The following is a 14,539-nucleotide window of genomic DNA, read 5'->3' on the forward strand; positions in this document are numbered from 1 at the left end:
CCCTTCCTCAGCCGCCCGCGAAGGGAGGCAGCACGTCGATCGTGGCCCCGGCCGGCAACGGTGTCTGACGATCATGGCAGGCCACCCCGTCGACCAGGAAACTCGCCACCTGGAGCACCGCGGCCAGCCGGGGGCCGTGCCGGTGCGCGAGTTCACCGAGCAGTTCGTCCAGCGGGCGGCCGGCGGATGCGGTCTCCTCGCTGCGGCCGGCGGCGGCCCGCGCCCCGGCGAAGTACCTGACGGTGAGGTCCACCTCAGCCTCCGATCGCCGACATGGGCCGGACGGGTTGCAGGAACGTCGGGTCGTCGATGCCGTGCCCGGCCCGTTTGACCACCGTGGCGGCCTGCCAGCGGCGGGCGATGTCGGCGTCGTCCGCGCCGGCCCGCAGCGCGCCGCGCAGGTCGGACTCCTCGGTGGCGAACAGGCAGTTGCGCACCTGGCCGTCGGCCGTGAGCCGGGTCCGGTCACAGTCGCCGCAGAAGGGCCTGGTCACCGTGCCGATCACCCCGACCCGGGCCGGCCCGCCGCCGACCAGCCAGGTTTCGGCCGGGGCGGCACCCCGGTGCGCCGGGTCGGGGGTGAGGGCGAACGCGGCGGACAGCGACGCGAGGATCTCCTCGGCGGTGACCATCGTGGCCCGGTCCCAGCCGTGCTGGGCGTCCAACGGCATCTGTTCGATGAACCGCAGCTCGTAGCCGTTGTCGAGGGCGAACCGCAGCAACGCCGGTGCCTCGTCGTCGTTGACCCCGCGCATCAGCACCGCGTTGACCTTCACCGGGGTCAGCCCGGCGGCGGCGGCCCCGGCGAGCCCGGCGAGCACGTCGCCGAGCCGGTCCCGCCGGGTCAACGCGGCGAACCGGGCCGCCTCCAGGGTGTCCAACGACACGTTCACCCGGTCCAGCCCGGCGTCGCGCAGCGCCGGGGCGAGCCGGTCCAGGCCGAGACCGTTGGTGGTCAACGAGATCCGGGGCCGGGGGGTGAGCGCGGCCACGGCGGCGACGATGCCGACCAGCCCCGGCCGGATCAGCGGCTCTCCCCCGGTGAACCGCACCTCGGTCACCCCGAGCCGCTGCACTGCGACCCGGACCAGGCGGACGATCTCCTCGTCGGTGAGCAGTTGCGGCCCGGCCAGCCAGGGCAACCCCTCGGCCGGCATGCAGTAGGTGCAGCGCAGGTTGCACTTGTCGGTCAGCGACACGCGCAGGTCCCGCGCGATCCGGCCGTACCGGTCGACGAGGACGCCGGCGGTCGTCGGGACGGCGGTCACCTGTCGACCGTAGCGCGGCCGACACCCCGCAGCGCCGCTCGGGCGGCCCCGACGACCGCATCGCGGTACGCCCCTCCGAACAGGGCGGTGTGCACGAGCAACAGGTGCAGCTGGTGCAGTGGCACCCGTTCCCGCCACCCGTCGGCGAGCGGCCACGACTCCCGGTAGCCGGCCATGATCCGGTCGTGGTGCGGCGGGCCGCCGAAGAGCGTCAACTGGGCCAGGTCCGTCTCCCGGTGCCCGCCGTGCGCCGCCGGGTCGACCAGCCACACCCGTTCGTCCGCACCCCAGAGCAGGTTGCCCGGCCACAGGTCGCCGTGCAGCCGGGCCGGCGGTTCGTCGCCGCCGAACTCGCCGATCCGCGCCACCACCTGCTCGACAAGCGCGGCGTCCGGGCCGTCGAGGGCACCGCCGTCGACCGACATCCGCAGGTACGGCAGGAGCCGTCGCCTGGCGAACCAGTCCGGCCATGGCCCCTCGTCGGGGGTGTTGTCCTGCGCGAGGGTGCCGATGAACCCGGGCCATGCCGCCCCGAACCGGTCGGTGCCGGCCCGGTGCGTGCCGGCCAACTCCCGGCCGAACCGCTCGGCCGCGTCGGGCGTCGGCTCGCCGGGGTCGACCCAGTCGAGCGCCAACAGCTCCGGCAGCGCCACCACCACCTCCGGTACGGCCACCGCGCCGGCTTCCCGCAGCCAGCGCAGCCCGGCGGCCTCGGTGTCGAAGAAGCCCGCCGGTACGGGTCGACCGGCCCGCTCCGGCCAGGTCTTGGTGAAGACCGAGTGGCCGTCGTCCAGGGTCAACCGGGAGGCCACGCAGCTGTCCCCGCCCGCGACCGGGGTCTCCCGGATGCGTTGGTGGGTCAGGAAGGTGGGCAGGTGCTCCGGGTGCGCCCGCAGGTACGCCAGGTCCATGAGCGCAAGGTAGCCGCTCGGACCGACCCCGGTGGCCCGCGTCGCCTCCCGAATCGTGGCGACCTGCACGAACACTCTCCGTATCTGTGGATAACCCGCGTGTCGTCCACAGGGACTGTCGGCGCTGGGGCCGCCCGCCGCACGCTGCCGGACATGAACGCGACCGACCGCCCCCGGCTCACCGTCCGCTCGCCCGCCGACCTGATCACCGCCGTGCCGTACCTGATCGGCTTCCACCCCGTCGACAGCATCGTGGTGGTGGCGATGCGGGGTCGCCAGATCGTCTTCTCCGCCCGCGCCGACCTGCCCGGTCCGGACACCGACCCGGCCCTGCCGGCGCGACATCTCGGCGACGTGATCGGCCGGCAGGACGCCGAATCCACCACCGTCATCGGGTTCGGCCCGCCCGAACGGGTCACCCCGGCGGTCGACGCCGTCCGGTCGGCGCTGGCCGACCTCGGCCTGCCCGTGCTCGACGCGCTGCGGGTGACCGGTCGCCGCTACTGGTCGTACCTCTGCGAAGCGCCGGACTGCTGCCCACCCGACGGCACCCCGTACGACCCGGACGCCAGCCAGGTCGCCGCCGCCGCGGTCTACGCCGGTCAGGTGGCGCTCCCCGACCGGGCGGCACTCGCCGGGCAGGTCGCCCCCGCCGGAGGCACCGACCGGGCCGCCCTGCGCCGGGCCGGTGACCGGGCCGAACGCCGCCTGCTGGGCCTGCTTGAGGCGGCCCCCGACAGCGACGAGTTCGGCGAGCGGACCATCCGCAGGGCCGGCACCGCGGCGGTACGCCAGGCGCAACGCCGGCACCGGCGCGGCGACCGGCTCACCGACGACGAGGTGGCCTGGCTGACCCTGCTCCTGACCCACCTACCGGTACGCGACCACGCGTGGGAACGCACCGACGGCCGGGAGGAGGACATCGCCCTGTGGAGCGAGGTGCTGCGCCGCAGCGAGGAGGAGTTGGTGCCCGCCCCCGCCTGCCTGCTCGCCTTCGCCGCCTGGCGGGCCGGCCAGGGCGCGCTCGCCGCCGTGGCCCTGGAGCGGGCGCTGGCCATCCGCCCCGACTACACCCTCGCCCGGCTCCTCGACGATTTGCTGAGGCGCGGAGTTCCGCCGTCCGACCTGGACGGGTGGCCGGCCGTGACCGAGCCGGAGGTGCTGCGCCGCCGCCGTCGCCGGCCCCGCCGCCCCCGCTGACCCGGTGGCCCTGTGGCCCGGTGGCTCGGCGGCCCCTGACCCGGCGGGCTCTGCTGACCCCGTTGGCCCCTGCTCATCCCGCCGGCCCGCTGACCTCGGAGCCCTCGCCGGCCGCGCTGGCCCGGCCCGGCAGCAGGGTCACTGTCGGTGAGGATGGTTGCGGCTAGGTGTCTCGGACAGGAGTATTCCTGGCAGTCATATTTATGCCCGACAGGAATACGGCTGTCAGCGGCATGTTGTTGGGGCGGACACGGTCGACACCTGACCGGGACGACAGCCGCCCATGGATCTCCACGGGCCGGGTCGGTAGTTCGAGGTGGTCGAAATGTCTGTCCCGGGCCCCGGGGCAGGCGTTTCACCGGGCAGGTCGGTCAGTCGCGATCGGCCAGCCCGGCGACGAACGCACGCCACGAGGTCGGGGCGAACGTCAGCGCCGGCCCATCCGGGTCCTTGGCGGCGGACCCTGTTCCTGATGCCGGCCGGCGCGCGCCGGCTCCCGCAGCCGGACCTGCCGGCAGGGGCGTCACTGCCGCAGGGTGGGCGGGGACGGCGGCTCAGACCGGTTGGACGCGGTGACCGGGCCGCTGCCCGGCCGTGCGCCGACCGCAGGCGGGTCAGGGCGTGACACGGTGGGTGCCGGTGTAGACGTTCATGGTCCGGCCACGGAGGAAGCCGACCAGGGTCAGCCCCGCCTCGTCGGCCAGGTCGGCGGCGAGGGTGCTCGGCGCGGAGACCGCCGCCAGCAGCGGCAGCCCGGCCATCCACGCCTTCTGGGTCAGCTCGAAGCTCGCCCGGCCGGACACCATCAGCAGGTGCCCGGCGAGCGGCAGCCGCCGCTGCCGGACCGCCCAGCCGACCACCTTGTCCACCGCGTTGTGCCGGCCGACGTCCTCGCGCAGCACCACCAGTTCGCCGTCGGAGGTGAACAGGCCCGCCGCGTGCAGGCCGCCGGTGCGGTCGAAGGCGCGTTGCGCCGCGCGCAGCCGGTCGGGCAGCTCCGCGAGCAGCTTCGCCGGCACGGTGAGCGGGTCGTCGGCGACGGTGAACCGGGACCGGGTACGCACCGCGTCGATGCTGGCCTTCCCGCACACCCCGCAGGAACTGGTGGTGTAGAAGTTGCGCGCCGGGTCCGTCGCCGGTGCCGGCACGCCGGGGGAGAGCACCACGTCGACCACGTTGTACGTGTTGGGTGTCTCCGCCCCGGAGCAGAGCTGGGCGGTGTGCACGTCGGCGTCGCTGCGGATCAGCCCCTCGGTCAGCAGGAAGCCGACGGCCAGGTCGAGGTCGTCACCGGGGGTGCGCATGGTCACCGCCAGCGGGCGGCGTCGACCCGGCCCGCCGGGGCCGACCCGGATCTCCAGCGGTTCCTCCACGGTCAGCGTGTCCGGCCGGCGCAGCGCCACCCGGGCGTCGTCCGCCGCGTCGAGGTCGATCCGGAGCACGCTCCGCCGGTCAGTGGCCCGTCCCATCCCGCCATCCTGCCCCGCCCGCCCGGCCCCCCGCACGGTGACCACCCTGGCTGCGGCCCCACCGCGCCCACCCGACAGCCCCCGGCCGGCCGGCACCGCCCGGCAGTCCCCGGCCGCCGGCAGCGGGCGTCGGCCCGGCAGCCGGGGACGGGACGGAACCGGGAGGCCGCGCGACCGGAGCACGAGGGCCGGGCCCGGCGGCTACCGTGACCGGGTGACGGCGTACGCGGCGGTGGTGCTGGCCGGTGGGGCGGCCCGCCGGATGGGTGGGCGGGACAAGCCGGCGGTGCCGGTGCACGGCCGGCCGATGCGGGACCTGGTGCTCGCCGCCGTCGTCGACGCCGTACCCCGGGTGCTGGTCGGCCCGGGTGGGGCGCTGCCGGCCGATGTCCTGGTGACTCGGGAGGACCCGGCCGGCGGGGGGCCGGTGGCCGCCACGTCCGCCGGGCTGGCCCTGCTCGGTCCCGGTGCGGCGGTCGTCGCCCTGCTCGCCGCCGACCTGCCGTTGCTCACCCGCCCGGCCGTCGGCGTGCTGCTCGACGCGCTCGCCGCCGAATCCGGCCCGGCGGCGTCTGACGGCGTCTGCCTCGTCGACGACCGGGGGCGACGCCAGCCGCTGTGCGGGGTGTGGCGGGTGCCGGCGTTGCGCGCGGCTCTGGACCGCCTGGCCACCCGCCGAGCCCAGGCCGGTGCGTTGGCCGGTGCGTCGATGCGGGAACTGCTGGGCGAGCTGACGGTACGCGAGCTGGCCTGGTCCGCTGCCGGCCCGCCACCGTGGTTCGACTGCGACACTGACTCCGACGTACGCCGGGCGGAGGAGTGGACGCGATGACCGTGCTGGACGACTGGGTGACGGCGGCCTGTGCCGAGCTGGGTCTCGACCCGGCCGAGGTGTCGGTGCCGACCGTGCTGGACCTGGCCAGGGACGTCGCGCACCAGGTGCTGCGGCCGGGTGCGCCGGTCACCGCGTACCTGCTGGGGGTGGCGGTCGGCCGTGGCGCGGACCCGGCATTGGCGGCGGCCCGGCTCACCGGGCTGGCCGCCCAGTGGCCCGTGGAACTGGGCGGCGAGCGCCCCGCCTCCTGAGGGCGGACACCGGCGCACGATCCGGTACGCCGTGCCCGGGCGGGGGAAGGGCGACGGCGACGGGCGGGGCTGTCCGATGCCGGTCGCGGTGGATTCGTTCTCCGGCCCGCCTGGGTAGGGTGACCTTGACGGACGGAGGCGATCATGACGGCGGACCACCCCTCGAAGCCGACCGGTGACCAGCCCGGCACCTCGCCGGCGCACCACGACCACCACGAGTCGGTCCTGCTGGACGAGCCGAGCACGGCCGACCTGCGGGCCAAGGTCACCGAGGCGTGGCGGGAGTTCGCCCGGGCGCTCGCCGAACGGCTGCGTGAGCTGCCCGCCGGGGCGCAGCTCGAAGTGACCCTGGACCCGACCGCCTCCGGCACCGGTGACGCCGTCTACTCGACCAGCGTGGCCGTGGGTGAGCAGGGCCGGCTCTCCGCGCGGGCGGTCGGCAACGCCACCCTGCCGCAGGGCTTCCGGCTGGACCGCGCCGCGGTGGCCGACATGATCGCGCTCGGCTGGTCGCCGCCCGGCGTGGTGGCGGGCTCCGGCGAGCACTTCGGCCTGGACGGGTCGACCGGGGACGCCAGCAAGCTGGCCGGGCTGCTCTCCCGCACCCTGCGCGACGTGTACGGCGCACCGCACCCGGCCTTCCTGGTCTATCTCAGCCAGGACGCCGAGGGGGAGCCGTTGCCGATCGAGGCGCTCGGCACCGCGCGCAGCGAGTTCGGCCCCGACCGGGACGTCGAGGCCGACCTGGACGAGGCGCTGGCCGCCGCGGCGAACGCCCAGAGCGGCGAACAGGAGGTGCTGGACCTGCCCGAACGGGTCCGGACGGTGGTGTCGACGATGCTCAAGTCGACGTCCGAGCATCTCCAGATCGACTCCGACGGGGACATCAACATCCGGGCCGGGTCGGCGATGGTCTTCGTCCGGGTGCGGGACAATCCACCCCTGGTCGACGTCTTCTCGCCGGTGCTGACCGAGGTCGAGCCGACGGAACGGTTGTACGTGAAGCTCTCCGAGCTGACCAACCGGATGCCGATCGGCCGGTTGTACTGCGCCGACGACACGGTGTGGGCGTCCATCCCGGTCTTCGGGCGCAACTTCCAGGCCACCCACCTGATGCTGGCCGTGCAGGTGATGACCGGGCTCGCCGACGAACTCGACGACCGGTTGCACGGCGAGTTCGGCGGCAAGCGGTTCTTCGGTGAGGGCGACAAGCCGAGCCGGGGCGACAGCGGGCACCGCACCGGCATGTACCTCTGACAGCCCGCCGCGCCGGGAGCACCGGCCCGCCGCCCCCGACCGGGTGTCAGGGGGTGGACGGGCCGACGCCTGGCGACTCGACCAGCCGGGACAGCACGATGGTGCTCCGGGTGGAGGTGACGAACGACTCCGCCCGCAGGCGTTCGAGCGCCTCCTCCAGGTGGGAGATGTCGGCGGCGCGCAGGTGCACGAGCGCGTCGGCCTCGCCGGACACGGTGTACGCGCCGACCACCTCGGGGTGCCGGCGGGCGGCCACCCCGAGCTGGGTGGGTGTGGTCCGGCCGGCGCAGAACAGCTCGACGAACGCCTCGGTGGTCCAGCCGACGGCGGCCGGGTCGACCACGGCGGTGAAGCCCCGGATCACCCCGCTGGCCCGCAGCCGGTCCACCCGTCGCTTGACCGCCGGAGCGGAGAGTGACACCCGGGTGCCGATGTCCGCGTACGACGTTCGGGCGTCCGCCACGAGCAACGCAATGATTCGCTGGTCGACCGCGTCTATCTGCAACGTTCCGCCTCGGGGAAGCAACGGTTCTGGCTGTTACCAAAGTTCTACGCTACCTACCCTTGGTGACCGTGAACCAGCAGCGCGTGCCGCGAAAGCGGACATATCTCATGTGTGCCCCGGAGCACTTCGCGGTCGAGTACGCCATCAACCCGTGGATGGACCTCACCGCCGGCGTCGACGTGGCACTGGCGGTCGATCAGTGGGACCGGCTGCGGGACGCGCTGGTGGGCCTCGGTCACGACGTGCACGTGCTCACCCCGCAGCCGGGGCTGCCGGACATGGTCTTCGCGGCCAACGGCGCCTTCGTGGTGGACGGGACGGTCTACGGCGCGCAGTTCAAGCACGAGCAGCGGGCCGCCGAGGCCGCCGCGCACCGGGAGTTCTACCAGAAGCACGGCTGGCACTTCATCGCGCCGAGCGAGACCAACGAGGGTGAGGGCGACTTCGCCTACCTGCCCGAGGCGCACGGTGGGCTGATCCTCGCCGGGCACGGGTTCCGCACCGAGCTGCCGGCGCACGCCGAGGCGCAGGAGGCGCTGGGGCGGCCGGTGGTGTCGCTGCGCCTGGTCGACCCGCGTTTCTACCACCTGGACGTGGCGCTCGCCTCGATCGACGACGGCAACGTCGCGTACTTCCCGGGGGCGTTCTCGGCGGCCAGCCAGCGGGTGCTCGCCCAACTCTTCCCCGACGCGGTGCTCGCCGACGACGAGGACGCGCTGGCCTTCGGCCTGAACCTGGTCAGCGACGGGGCGAACGTGGTGCTCAACAGCGACGCGACCCGGCTGGCCGGCAAGCTCAAGGCCGCCGGCTACACCCCGGTGCCGGTGGACCTGGCCGAGCTGAAGAAGGGCGGCGGCAGCGTCAAGTGCTGCATCGCCGAGCTGCGCCCCTGACCGTCGGCACCACGAAGGGCCGGCCCCGCCGGGGCCGGCCGGGTGCCGTACGGCTCAGCCGAGGGTGGCGATCTCGTTGATCAGGACGTTGGAGAGCAGCCGGCCGTCGAACTGCACCTTGCGCAGGTACCACTTCTGCTGCGGGGTGCGCGGCTGGTTGAACTGCCACGGGCCGCGCGGGCTGTCGATCTGACCGATCTTGCCCAGCGCCAGGTTGACCTGCTGCGCGGTCGGCTCGGCACCGGCCAGCCGGATCGCCTTGTCGAGCACCTGCGCGGCGTCGTACGAGGCCATCGCGTAGGTGGTGGGCGAGACGTTGTAGGTCTTCCGGTAGGCCGAGGCGAAGATCCGGTTGGCGTTGTTGTTCAGGTCGGCCGAGTAGTTCAGCGCGGTCTGGATGGTGCCGGCCTTGAGGCTCTCGTCCGCGTTGACCAGGGTCGAACGCAGGTCGGTGAGGATGCTGCCCTCGGTCAGGAAGCCTGGCGCGTAGATGTCACCGAACCAGCGGCTGCGGCGCAGTTGCCTGATGAACTGCTCACCTGCGGTGCCGGAGTAGAAGCAGAAGATCCCGTCCGGCTGGCGGCTGAGCGCCTCGCTGATCTGCGCGCCGAACTCGCTCTCGCCCGGGGTGGGGTTGGCGGTGGTGAGGATCGGGTCGCCGATGATCCGGGGATCGTCGGTGCCGAAGCCGTCCCGGAAGCCGTTGATCACGTCCTGGCTGGCGGTGCCCTCGGGGGCGACGATGGCGAGCCGGCTTCCGGTGGGCAGTGTTCGCCGCAGGTACGACCCCAGTGCCCGGCCGGGCTCGTCCAGCACGTACGACGTCCGCCAGATGTAGACGACGCTCTGGAGGCTGGGCGGGGAGGCGTTGGATCCGATCAGCGGCACCCGGGCCTTCTCCACCGCGTCCCGGATGCCGGACATCACTGTCGAGTTGACCACGCCGCTCATGGCGAGCACGTTCTGGGTGAGCAGGTTGTCGACGGCGGCCTGGCCGCTCTTGGCGTTGTCGCCCTCGTCGACCGTCACCACCGTCACCGGGTGGCCGCCGAGCTGCTGCCCGTTCATCGCCAGGAAGAGCTGGAAGCCGTTCTCGATGTCGATGCCGATCGCCTTGCCGTCGCCGTTCTCCGGCCGGATCAGCCCGATCTTGATCGGCTTGCCCGGGGCCGGTGTCTCGGTGTCGTCCGTGCCGCAGGCGGCGGCGAGTCCGGTCGTGCCGAGCGCGGCCAGCAGTTGAAGGGCCCGCCTGCGGTTCATCTGCGACACCGAAATCCTTCCGGGAGCATTGCCGGGCGTCACCGCCCCTCCGGCGTTCTACCTGGTGGGAGACCCTGCGTCAATGGATCTTGATCTTCAAGCAGCGACTGCAACGCAGCCCTTACCTGCGGCCAGGCCGCCGAGAGCGGGTCGATCAACCCGAAGTGCTCGCATTCCGGCAGCTCAATGAGGGTGACCGGGGCGCCGGCGGCCCGTGCGGTGGCAGCATATGACCTGCTCAGAGCGGCCGGCACCTGGCGGTCCCTGCCCCCGTGCAGAATGACCGTCCGTGTCCGCCGTGGCACCGACCGGCAGGGGTCGGCCACCGCGTACCGCTGCGGGTGTTCGGCCGGGCCGCCGCCGAGCAGCGCGGCCACCGCCCCCGAATCCAACCCCAGCCGGTACGCCTCCGCGAGGTCGGCGACCGGCGCCAGCGCCAGCACCCCTGCCACGTCCTGCGGGGCGTGCGCCGCCACGTGCAGCGCGAGCTGCCCGCCCGCCGAGTGCCCCAGCAGCAGCGGTGGCCCCGGCGCGACCAGCCCCGGCAGGGCGCGGGCCGCCACCCCGGGCAGCGCCGCCACCCCGGCCCGGACGTCGGCGAGCGTGTTCGGCCAGCCGCCGCCCGGCTGGCCGGTACGCCGGTACTCCAGCTGCGCCACCGGCCAGCCCGCCTTAGCCAGGGCGGCGGCGAGCGGGCCGGTGTGGGTGCGGTCGTACCCGGCCCGCCAGAAGCCCCCGTGCACCACCGCCACCAGCGGCCGGACCGGACCACCACCGGCCGGCCGGCGCAGGTCGACCAGCTGCTCCGGCTGGTCGCCGTAGGCGACGGTCAGGTCCGGCGGCGGGGCGGGCCGGCTGAGCACCGCCCGGGGGTCGTGGGACATGCCGGCGACGGTAGCGCGGCTGGTGGAGGTCCGGGTGGGTGCGACGGGAGCGGGTGGGTAAAGATGGGGCCATGACCGAAACGCACCCCACTGGACAAGCTGACGAGCCGGGCCGCCCCGACGGGCAGTCGGGCACCGTGGTCGTGGTCGGCCCGGACGGACGCCCGGTCGGCACCGTGCAGACCGACGAGACCGGCGAGGACCCGACCCGCCTGGTCGAGCAGCCGGCCAAGGTGATGCGGATCGGCAGCATGATCAAGCAGCTGCTGGAGGAGGTCAAGGCCGCCCCGCTCGACGACGCCAGCCGGCACCGGATGCGGGAGATCCACCAGCGGTCGATCGTCGAGCTGAAGGAGGGCCTCGCCCCCGAGCTGCGCGAGGAGCTGGAACGGCTCTCGCTGCCGTTCGCCGAGGACCAGGCGCCCAGCGAGGGCGAGCTGCGGATCGCCCACGCCCAGCTCGTCGGCTGGCTGGAAGGGCTCTTCCACGGCATCCAGGCCACCCTGGTGGCTCAGCAGATGGCTGCCCGGATGCAGCTGGAGCAGATGCGCTCCGGTGGCCGCCCCGCCCTGCCCAGCGGCCCCGGCGGGATGATCCCCGGCATGCCCGGCATGGGCCAGCCCGGTGGCGAGGGCCACAACACCGGCCAGTACCTCTGACCTCAGCCCACCCCGAAGACCTTCTCCAGGTACGCCGCCACCCCGTCGGCGGTGTTCGCCCCGGTCACCTCGTCGGCGATCTCCAGCACGGCGGGGTGTGCGTTGGCCACCGCCACCGCCCGCCCCGCCCAGGTGAGCATCGGCACGTCGTTGGGCATGTCACCGAAGGCGAGCACGTCGGCCTGCGTCACCCCGACCCGGGCCGCGTACCAGGCCAGCCCGGCGGCCTTGGTCACCCCGGCGGCGGAGATCTCCACCAGCCCGCTGTACGACGAGTGTGTCGCCTCGGCCAGCCCCGCCAGGGCCCCCGCCACCACCTGCACGAAGGCGTCCGGGTCCTGGGTGCCGGCGCGGGCCAGCAGCTTCACCGCCGGCACCGAGGCCAACTCCTCAGGCGACTCGACCGCCCGGATGGCCTCGTGGTCGGCGTCCCAGCGCAGCGGGTAGTGCGCCTCGTGCCGCATCTCCCGGCTGTCCACGATCTCCACCGCGAAACTGACCTCCGGCACCGCCGCCCGCAGCCGGCGGGCCACCTCGGCGAGCAGTTCCGGGGCCAGCGGGTCGGCCCGCAGTACCTGGTCGGTGTCCGGGTCGTACACCACCGCGCCGTTCGCGCAGACCGCCGGCAGCGGGGCTGCGAGCTGGTCGTACACCAGTTGGAGCCAGCGGATCGGGCGGCCGGTGACCAGCACGACGGGGGTGCCCGCCGCGGCGATCCGCTCCAGCACCGCCGCGGTACGGGCGCTGAGCCGGCGCTCGTCGCCGAGCAGGGTGCCGTCGATGTCGGTGGCGACCAGCCGTGGTGTCTCTGCCATCACCGGGAGAGTAGCCGGTCCAGGTAGACCGCGACCCCGTCGTCGTCGTTGCGCAGGGTCACCTCGTCGGCGGCGGCCCGCACCAGCGGGTGCGCGTTGGACACCGCCACCCGGGACCAGCCGGCCCAGGCGAACATCGGCAGGTCGTTGGGCATGTCCCCGAAGACCAGCACGTCGGCCGGGTCGACGCCGAGCCGCTCGGCGACCACGGTCAGGCCGCTGGCCTTGTCCACCCCGGCCGGGGTGATCTCGACGAAACCGAGACCGGCCTGGGTGAGGGTGGCGACCTGCGGCGGGACGATCCGGCGGGCGGTGGCCAGCAACTCGTCCACGTCGTGGTCGGCGGTCCGGACGAACGCCTTGATCACGTCGAGGGCGAGACATTCCGCCCGGGTGCGCGCCTCGAACAGCTCGGGGTAGGGCCACGACGGGTGGTAGTCGCCCCAGAGCGGCGCGTCGTGCTCGTCGGAGCCCTCGACCATGACGGTCAGCGGGCCGACGGCGGCCTCCAGGTCGGTCAGCAGGCCGGCAAGCACCTCGGCGGAGAGGCGCTCGTCGCGCAGCACCACCGGGCCGGTCGGGTCGCTCTGGTCGACCACGCAGCCACCGCCGGCCATCACCAGGAAGTCGGCGGCCCGGATGTCGTTGCGGGTGAGTTCCTTCAACCGGGGGCCACGGCCGGTGGCGCCGACCACCGGGATACCGGCGGCCCGCACCCGGTCGAGCACCCCGTGGGTGTACGCCGACACGGTGTCGTCGCTGCGCACGAGGGTGCCGTCGAGGTCGGTGGCGATGAGTTTGGGCAGTCCCGGGCGGGTCATCGTTCCTCCTTGCCCGCCGCCGTCCGTACCGGTCGTCCGACCCGGTGTGACGGCGGGCAGCAACCGTACCTCGCCGTCCGGGTCGCAACCACGGCTTCCGGGCGAATCAGCAGGCAACGCCCGGTGACCGCCGCGCGGCGGTCCGGCGTCCGCCCCGGCGGGGCTCAGGGGTGGGGTTCGCGGCGGGCGAACGGGACCGTCGGGGTGACGGTCAGGCCGACGGGCGCGGCCGGCCGGTCGCCGTCCCCGCCCGGGTCGACCTGCGGCCCGGCGGCGTCGACCGGCGGGCCGTCCGGCTGCGCGACGGTGCTGAGCAGCGCCGCCCCGACCAGCGCGACGGCGACGAAGCCCATCACCAGGCCGCGGCCGTAGTCGACCCGGAACCCGTCCTCCGGGGAGTAGAACAGCGCCCGCTGGCCCGAGTCGTCCAACGAGAAGGCGGTGACGGTGAGCAGGATCACCAGGGCGCCCGCCACGGCCAGCCCGGCCACCCGGGCGTCGTGCCGGATCGCCGGCCGCCCGCGCAGGCTCAGCGCCACCGCGACGCTGAGCAGCAGGAGCCCCACCAGGTACGCGATCCCGAAGCCGCCCACCTCGGCCACGCCGCCGGGCACCCGGATGGTGCCGCTGCCCTCCGGGCCACCGTTGGGCACCGTCATCACCAACCACTCCCCGGCCATCGACGCCGTGGCGGCGACCGCGCCGAGCAGGGCCAGCACCGGGGGCAGCCGTCGGTCCCGGCGCAGCGCGGCGGGCCAGTGCCCCAACCGGCCGCCCGCCGGTCGTTCGGGGGCACCCCACTCCAGCACCGAGGTGTCGTCCGAGCGGTCGTCCTGTCTCGGGATGGGGAGATCCTGGGACATCGGCCACCTTCCGCGTCGCGGGCCTGACCCGCATCATCCCACGCCGACCCGCCGTGGGCCGGCAGCGCCGGGGCCCCGAAGCGGCGTACGCCGGCCCCTGCCGGCGGCCTCGCCGGGTCGGTCGCCGCGGGCGGGGCTTTCGACTAGCGTTCAGGTATGCCTATCCGTACCGCATCCGCACGTTGGCAGGGCAACCTCACCGAGGGCGCCGGGACCGTCCGCACCGGCAAGGGTGGCCTGGAGGGGAACTACTCCTTCAAGTCGCGTTTCGAGGAGGGCGAGGGGACCAATCCGGAGGAGCTGATCGGTGCCGCCCACGCGGGCTGCTTCTCGATGGCGCTCTCCAAGCAGCTCGCCGACGCCGGGTTGTCCGGCACCTCCGTGGAGACCACCGCGAAGGTGCACTTCGACAAGACCGACGCGGGGATGACCGTCACCCGGATCGACCTGGAGACCGTCGGTCAGGCCCCGGGCCTGGACGAGGCCCAGTTCACCAAGCTGGCCGAGGCCGCCAAGGAGGGCTGCCCGATCTCCCGGCTGCTCTCCCCCGGCGCGCAGATCAGCCTCACCGCACGCCTCGCCTGATCCGTCCCGTCCGTCGTCCGGCCCGGGCGGGTCGGACGACGGACGGGGTACGGGCGGCGCTCC

Annotated in this window: 18 protein-coding genes; 7 read left to right on the top strand and 11 right to left on the bottom strand. The window is 74.1% G+C overall.

Going from position 1 to position 14,539, the window contains the following annotated elements; genetic code table 11:
• Window positions 1-7 precede the first annotated feature (7 nt).
• Genes Q2K16_RS20700 through Q2K16_RS20710 form a run of 3 tightly spaced genes read right to left on the bottom strand, consistent with a single transcriptional unit; the run spans window position 8 to window position 2,179 of the window.
• Window positions 8-253: a MoaD/ThiS family protein gene (locus tag Q2K16_RS20700; RefSeq protein ID WP_088643614.1), complete on the bottom strand. Its 246-nt coding sequence runs from the start codon at window positions 251-253 to the stop codon at window positions 8-10.
• A gap of 1 nt (window position 254) precedes the next feature.
• On the bottom strand, window positions 255-1,268 hold the full coding sequence (gene moaA, locus Q2K16_RS20705) for a GTP 3',8-cyclase MoaA (RefSeq protein WP_302739444.1): 1,014 nt from the start codon (window positions 1,266-1,268) through the stop codon (window positions 255-257).
• Complete coding sequence (locus Q2K16_RS20710) at window positions 1,265-2,179, bottom strand: fructosamine kinase family protein (protein ID WP_302739445.1); 915 nt, start codon at window positions 2,177-2,179, stop codon at window positions 1,265-1,267. The genes moaA and Q2K16_RS20710 overlap by 4 nt, the downstream gene beginning before the upstream one ends.
• A gap of 153 nt (window positions 2,180-2,332) precedes the next feature.
• On the opposite strand from Q2K16_RS20710, the gene Q2K16_RS20715 reads away from it, so the two are divergent.
• Complete coding sequence (locus tag Q2K16_RS20715; RefSeq protein ID WP_302739447.1) at window positions 2,333-3,379, top strand: DUF4192 domain-containing protein; 1,047 nt, start codon at window positions 2,333-2,335, stop codon at window positions 3,377-3,379.
• Between the two features lie 371 nt (window positions 3,380-3,750).
• Here the strand turns inward: Q2K16_RS20715 and Q2K16_RS33065 are convergent, their stop codons facing one another.
• Window positions 3,751-3,906, bottom strand: a complete 156-nt coding sequence (locus Q2K16_RS33065) for a DUF397 domain-containing protein (protein WP_368052494.1) — start codon at window positions 3,904-3,906, stop codon at window positions 3,751-3,753.
• A gap of 87 nt (window positions 3,907-3,993) precedes the next feature.
• Window positions 3,994-4,848, bottom strand: a complete 855-nt coding sequence (gene fdhD / locus Q2K16_RS20720) for a formate dehydrogenase accessory sulfurtransferase FdhD (protein ID WP_302739448.1) — start codon at window positions 4,846-4,848, stop codon at window positions 3,994-3,996.
• 46 nt (window positions 4,849-4,894) lie between these two features.
• Between fdhD and mobA the strand changes: the two genes are divergently transcribed.
• The 3 genes from mobA to Q2K16_RS20735 all read left to right on the top strand — a co-directional run bounded on the left by mobA (window position 4,895) and on the right by Q2K16_RS20735 (window position 7,191).
• Window positions 4,895-5,680 carry a molybdenum cofactor guanylyltransferase gene (gene mobA / locus Q2K16_RS20725; protein ID WP_489671927.1) on the top strand — a complete coding sequence of 262 codons (786 nt, stop codon included), beginning with the start codon at window positions 4,895-4,897 and terminating at the stop codon, window positions 5,678-5,680.
• Window positions 5,677-5,934 carry a DUF6457 domain-containing protein gene (locus tag Q2K16_RS20730; RefSeq protein WP_302739451.1) on the top strand — a complete coding sequence of 86 codons (258 nt, stop codon included), beginning with the start codon at window positions 5,677-5,679 and terminating at the stop codon, window positions 5,932-5,934. Before mobA ends, Q2K16_RS20730 begins: the two co-directional genes overlap by 4 nt.
• Before the next feature lie 144 nt (window positions 5,935-6,078).
• Window positions 6,079-7,191, top strand: coding sequence for a T3SS (YopN, CesT) and YbjN peptide-binding chaperone 1 (locus Q2K16_RS20735; protein WP_302739453.1), 1,113 nt, complete (start codon window positions 6,079-6,081; stop codon window positions 7,189-7,191).
• Window positions 7,192-7,237: 46 nt separating this feature from the next.
• Here the strand turns inward: Q2K16_RS20735 and Q2K16_RS20740 are convergent, their stop codons facing one another.
• The gene (locus Q2K16_RS20740; protein WP_302739454.1) at window positions 7,238-7,696 is read right to left on the bottom strand and encodes an Lrp/AsnC family transcriptional regulator; all 459 of its coding nucleotides are present in this window, start codon (window positions 7,694-7,696) and stop codon (window positions 7,238-7,240) included.
• Window positions 7,697-7,755: 59 nt separating this feature from the next.
• Between Q2K16_RS20740 and ddaH the strand changes: the two genes are divergently transcribed.
• Complete coding sequence (gene ddaH / locus Q2K16_RS20745) at window positions 7,756-8,589, top strand: dimethylargininase (protein WP_368052495.1); 834 nt, start codon at window positions 7,756-7,758, stop codon at window positions 8,587-8,589.
• Window positions 8,590-8,643: 54 nt separating this feature from the next.
• On the opposite strand, the gene Q2K16_RS20750 is transcribed toward ddaH, so the two are convergent.
• Window positions 8,644-9,858, bottom strand: a complete 1,215-nt coding sequence (locus Q2K16_RS20750) for an ABC transporter substrate-binding protein (protein WP_302739455.1) — start codon at window positions 9,856-9,858, stop codon at window positions 8,644-8,646.
• A gap of 29 nt (window positions 9,859-9,887) precedes the next feature.
• Window positions 9,888-10,733, bottom strand: coding sequence for an alpha/beta hydrolase family protein (locus Q2K16_RS20755; protein ID WP_302739456.1), 846 nt, complete (start codon window positions 10,731-10,733; stop codon window positions 9,888-9,890).
• Between the two features lie 71 nt (window positions 10,734-10,804).
• Between Q2K16_RS20755 and Q2K16_RS20760 the strand changes: the two genes are divergently transcribed.
• Window positions 10,805-11,392 carry a bacterial proteasome activator family protein gene (locus Q2K16_RS20760; protein WP_302739457.1) on the top strand — a complete coding sequence of 196 codons (588 nt, stop codon included), beginning with the start codon at window positions 10,805-10,807 and terminating at the stop codon, window positions 11,390-11,392.
• A gap of 2 nt (window positions 11,393-11,394) precedes the next feature.
• On the opposite strand, the gene Q2K16_RS20765 is transcribed toward Q2K16_RS20760, so the two are convergent.
• From Q2K16_RS20765 to Q2K16_RS20775, 3 genes are all read right to left on the bottom strand, one after another.
• On the bottom strand, window positions 11,395-12,207 hold the full coding sequence (locus tag Q2K16_RS20765) for an HAD family hydrolase (protein ID WP_302739458.1): 813 nt from the start codon (window positions 12,205-12,207) through the stop codon (window positions 11,395-11,397).
• The gene (locus Q2K16_RS20770; protein ID WP_302739460.1) at window positions 12,207-13,028 is read right to left on the bottom strand and encodes an HAD family hydrolase; all 822 of its coding nucleotides are present in this window, start codon (window positions 13,026-13,028) and stop codon (window positions 12,207-12,209) included. Before Q2K16_RS20770 ends, Q2K16_RS20765 begins: the two co-directional genes overlap by 1 nt.
• Before the next feature lie 164 nt (window positions 13,029-13,192).
• Complete coding sequence (locus Q2K16_RS20775) at window positions 13,193-13,891, bottom strand: hypothetical protein (protein ID WP_302739462.1); 699 nt, start codon at window positions 13,889-13,891, stop codon at window positions 13,193-13,195.
• 156 nt (window positions 13,892-14,047) lie between these two features.
• Here Q2K16_RS20775 and Q2K16_RS20780 point away from each other — a divergent pair, with 156 nt between their 5' ends.
• Window positions 14,048-14,476, top strand: coding sequence for an OsmC family protein (locus Q2K16_RS20780; RefSeq protein WP_302739464.1), 429 nt, complete (start codon window positions 14,048-14,050; stop codon window positions 14,474-14,476).
• Window positions 14,477-14,539 lie beyond the last annotated feature (63 nt).

The organism is Micromonospora cynarisoli, from assembly GCF_030518815.1.
GTDB lineage: Bacteria > Actinomycetota > Actinomycetes > Mycobacteriales > Micromonosporaceae > Micromonospora > Micromonospora wenchangensis.

Coding starts and splice junctions, on each gene's coding strand:
- Q2K16_RS20710 (WP_302739445.1), bottom strand. CDS start 2,179: ATGGACCTGGCGTACCTGCGGGCGCACCCGGAGCACCTGCCCACCTTC.
- Q2K16_RS20715 (WP_302739447.1), top strand. CDS start 2,333: ATGAACGCGACCGACCGCCCCCGGCTCACCGTCCGCTCGCCCGCCGAC.
- fdhD (WP_302739448.1), bottom strand. CDS start 4,848: ATGGGACGGGCCACTGACCGGCGGAGCGTGCTCCGGATCGACCTCGAC.
- Q2K16_RS20730 (WP_302739451.1), top strand. CDS start 5,677: ATGACCGTGCTGGACGACTGGGTGACGGCGGCCTGTGCCGAGCTGGGT.
- Q2K16_RS20735 (WP_302739453.1), top strand. CDS start 6,079: ATGACGGCGGACCACCCCTCGAAGCCGACCGGTGACCAGCCCGGCACC.
- Q2K16_RS20755 (WP_302739456.1), bottom strand. CDS start 10,733: ATGTCCCACGACCCCCGGGCGGTGCTCAGCCGGCCCGCCCCGCCGCCG.
- Q2K16_RS20760 (WP_302739457.1), top strand. CDS start 10,805: ATGACCGAAACGCACCCCACTGGACAAGCTGACGAGCCGGGCCGCCCC.
- Q2K16_RS20765 (WP_302739458.1), bottom strand. CDS start 12,207: ATGGCAGAGACACCACGGCTGGTCGCCACCGACATCGACGGCACCCTG.
- Q2K16_RS20770 (WP_302739460.1), bottom strand. CDS start 13,028: ATGACCCGCCCGGGACTGCCCAAACTCATCGCCACCGACCTCGACGGC.
- Q2K16_RS20775 (WP_302739462.1), bottom strand. CDS start 13,891: ATGTCCCAGGATCTCCCCATCCCGAGACAGGACGACCGCTCGGACGAC.
- Q2K16_RS20780 (WP_302739464.1), top strand. CDS start 14,048: ATGCCTATCCGTACCGCATCCGCACGTTGGCAGGGCAACCTCACCGAG.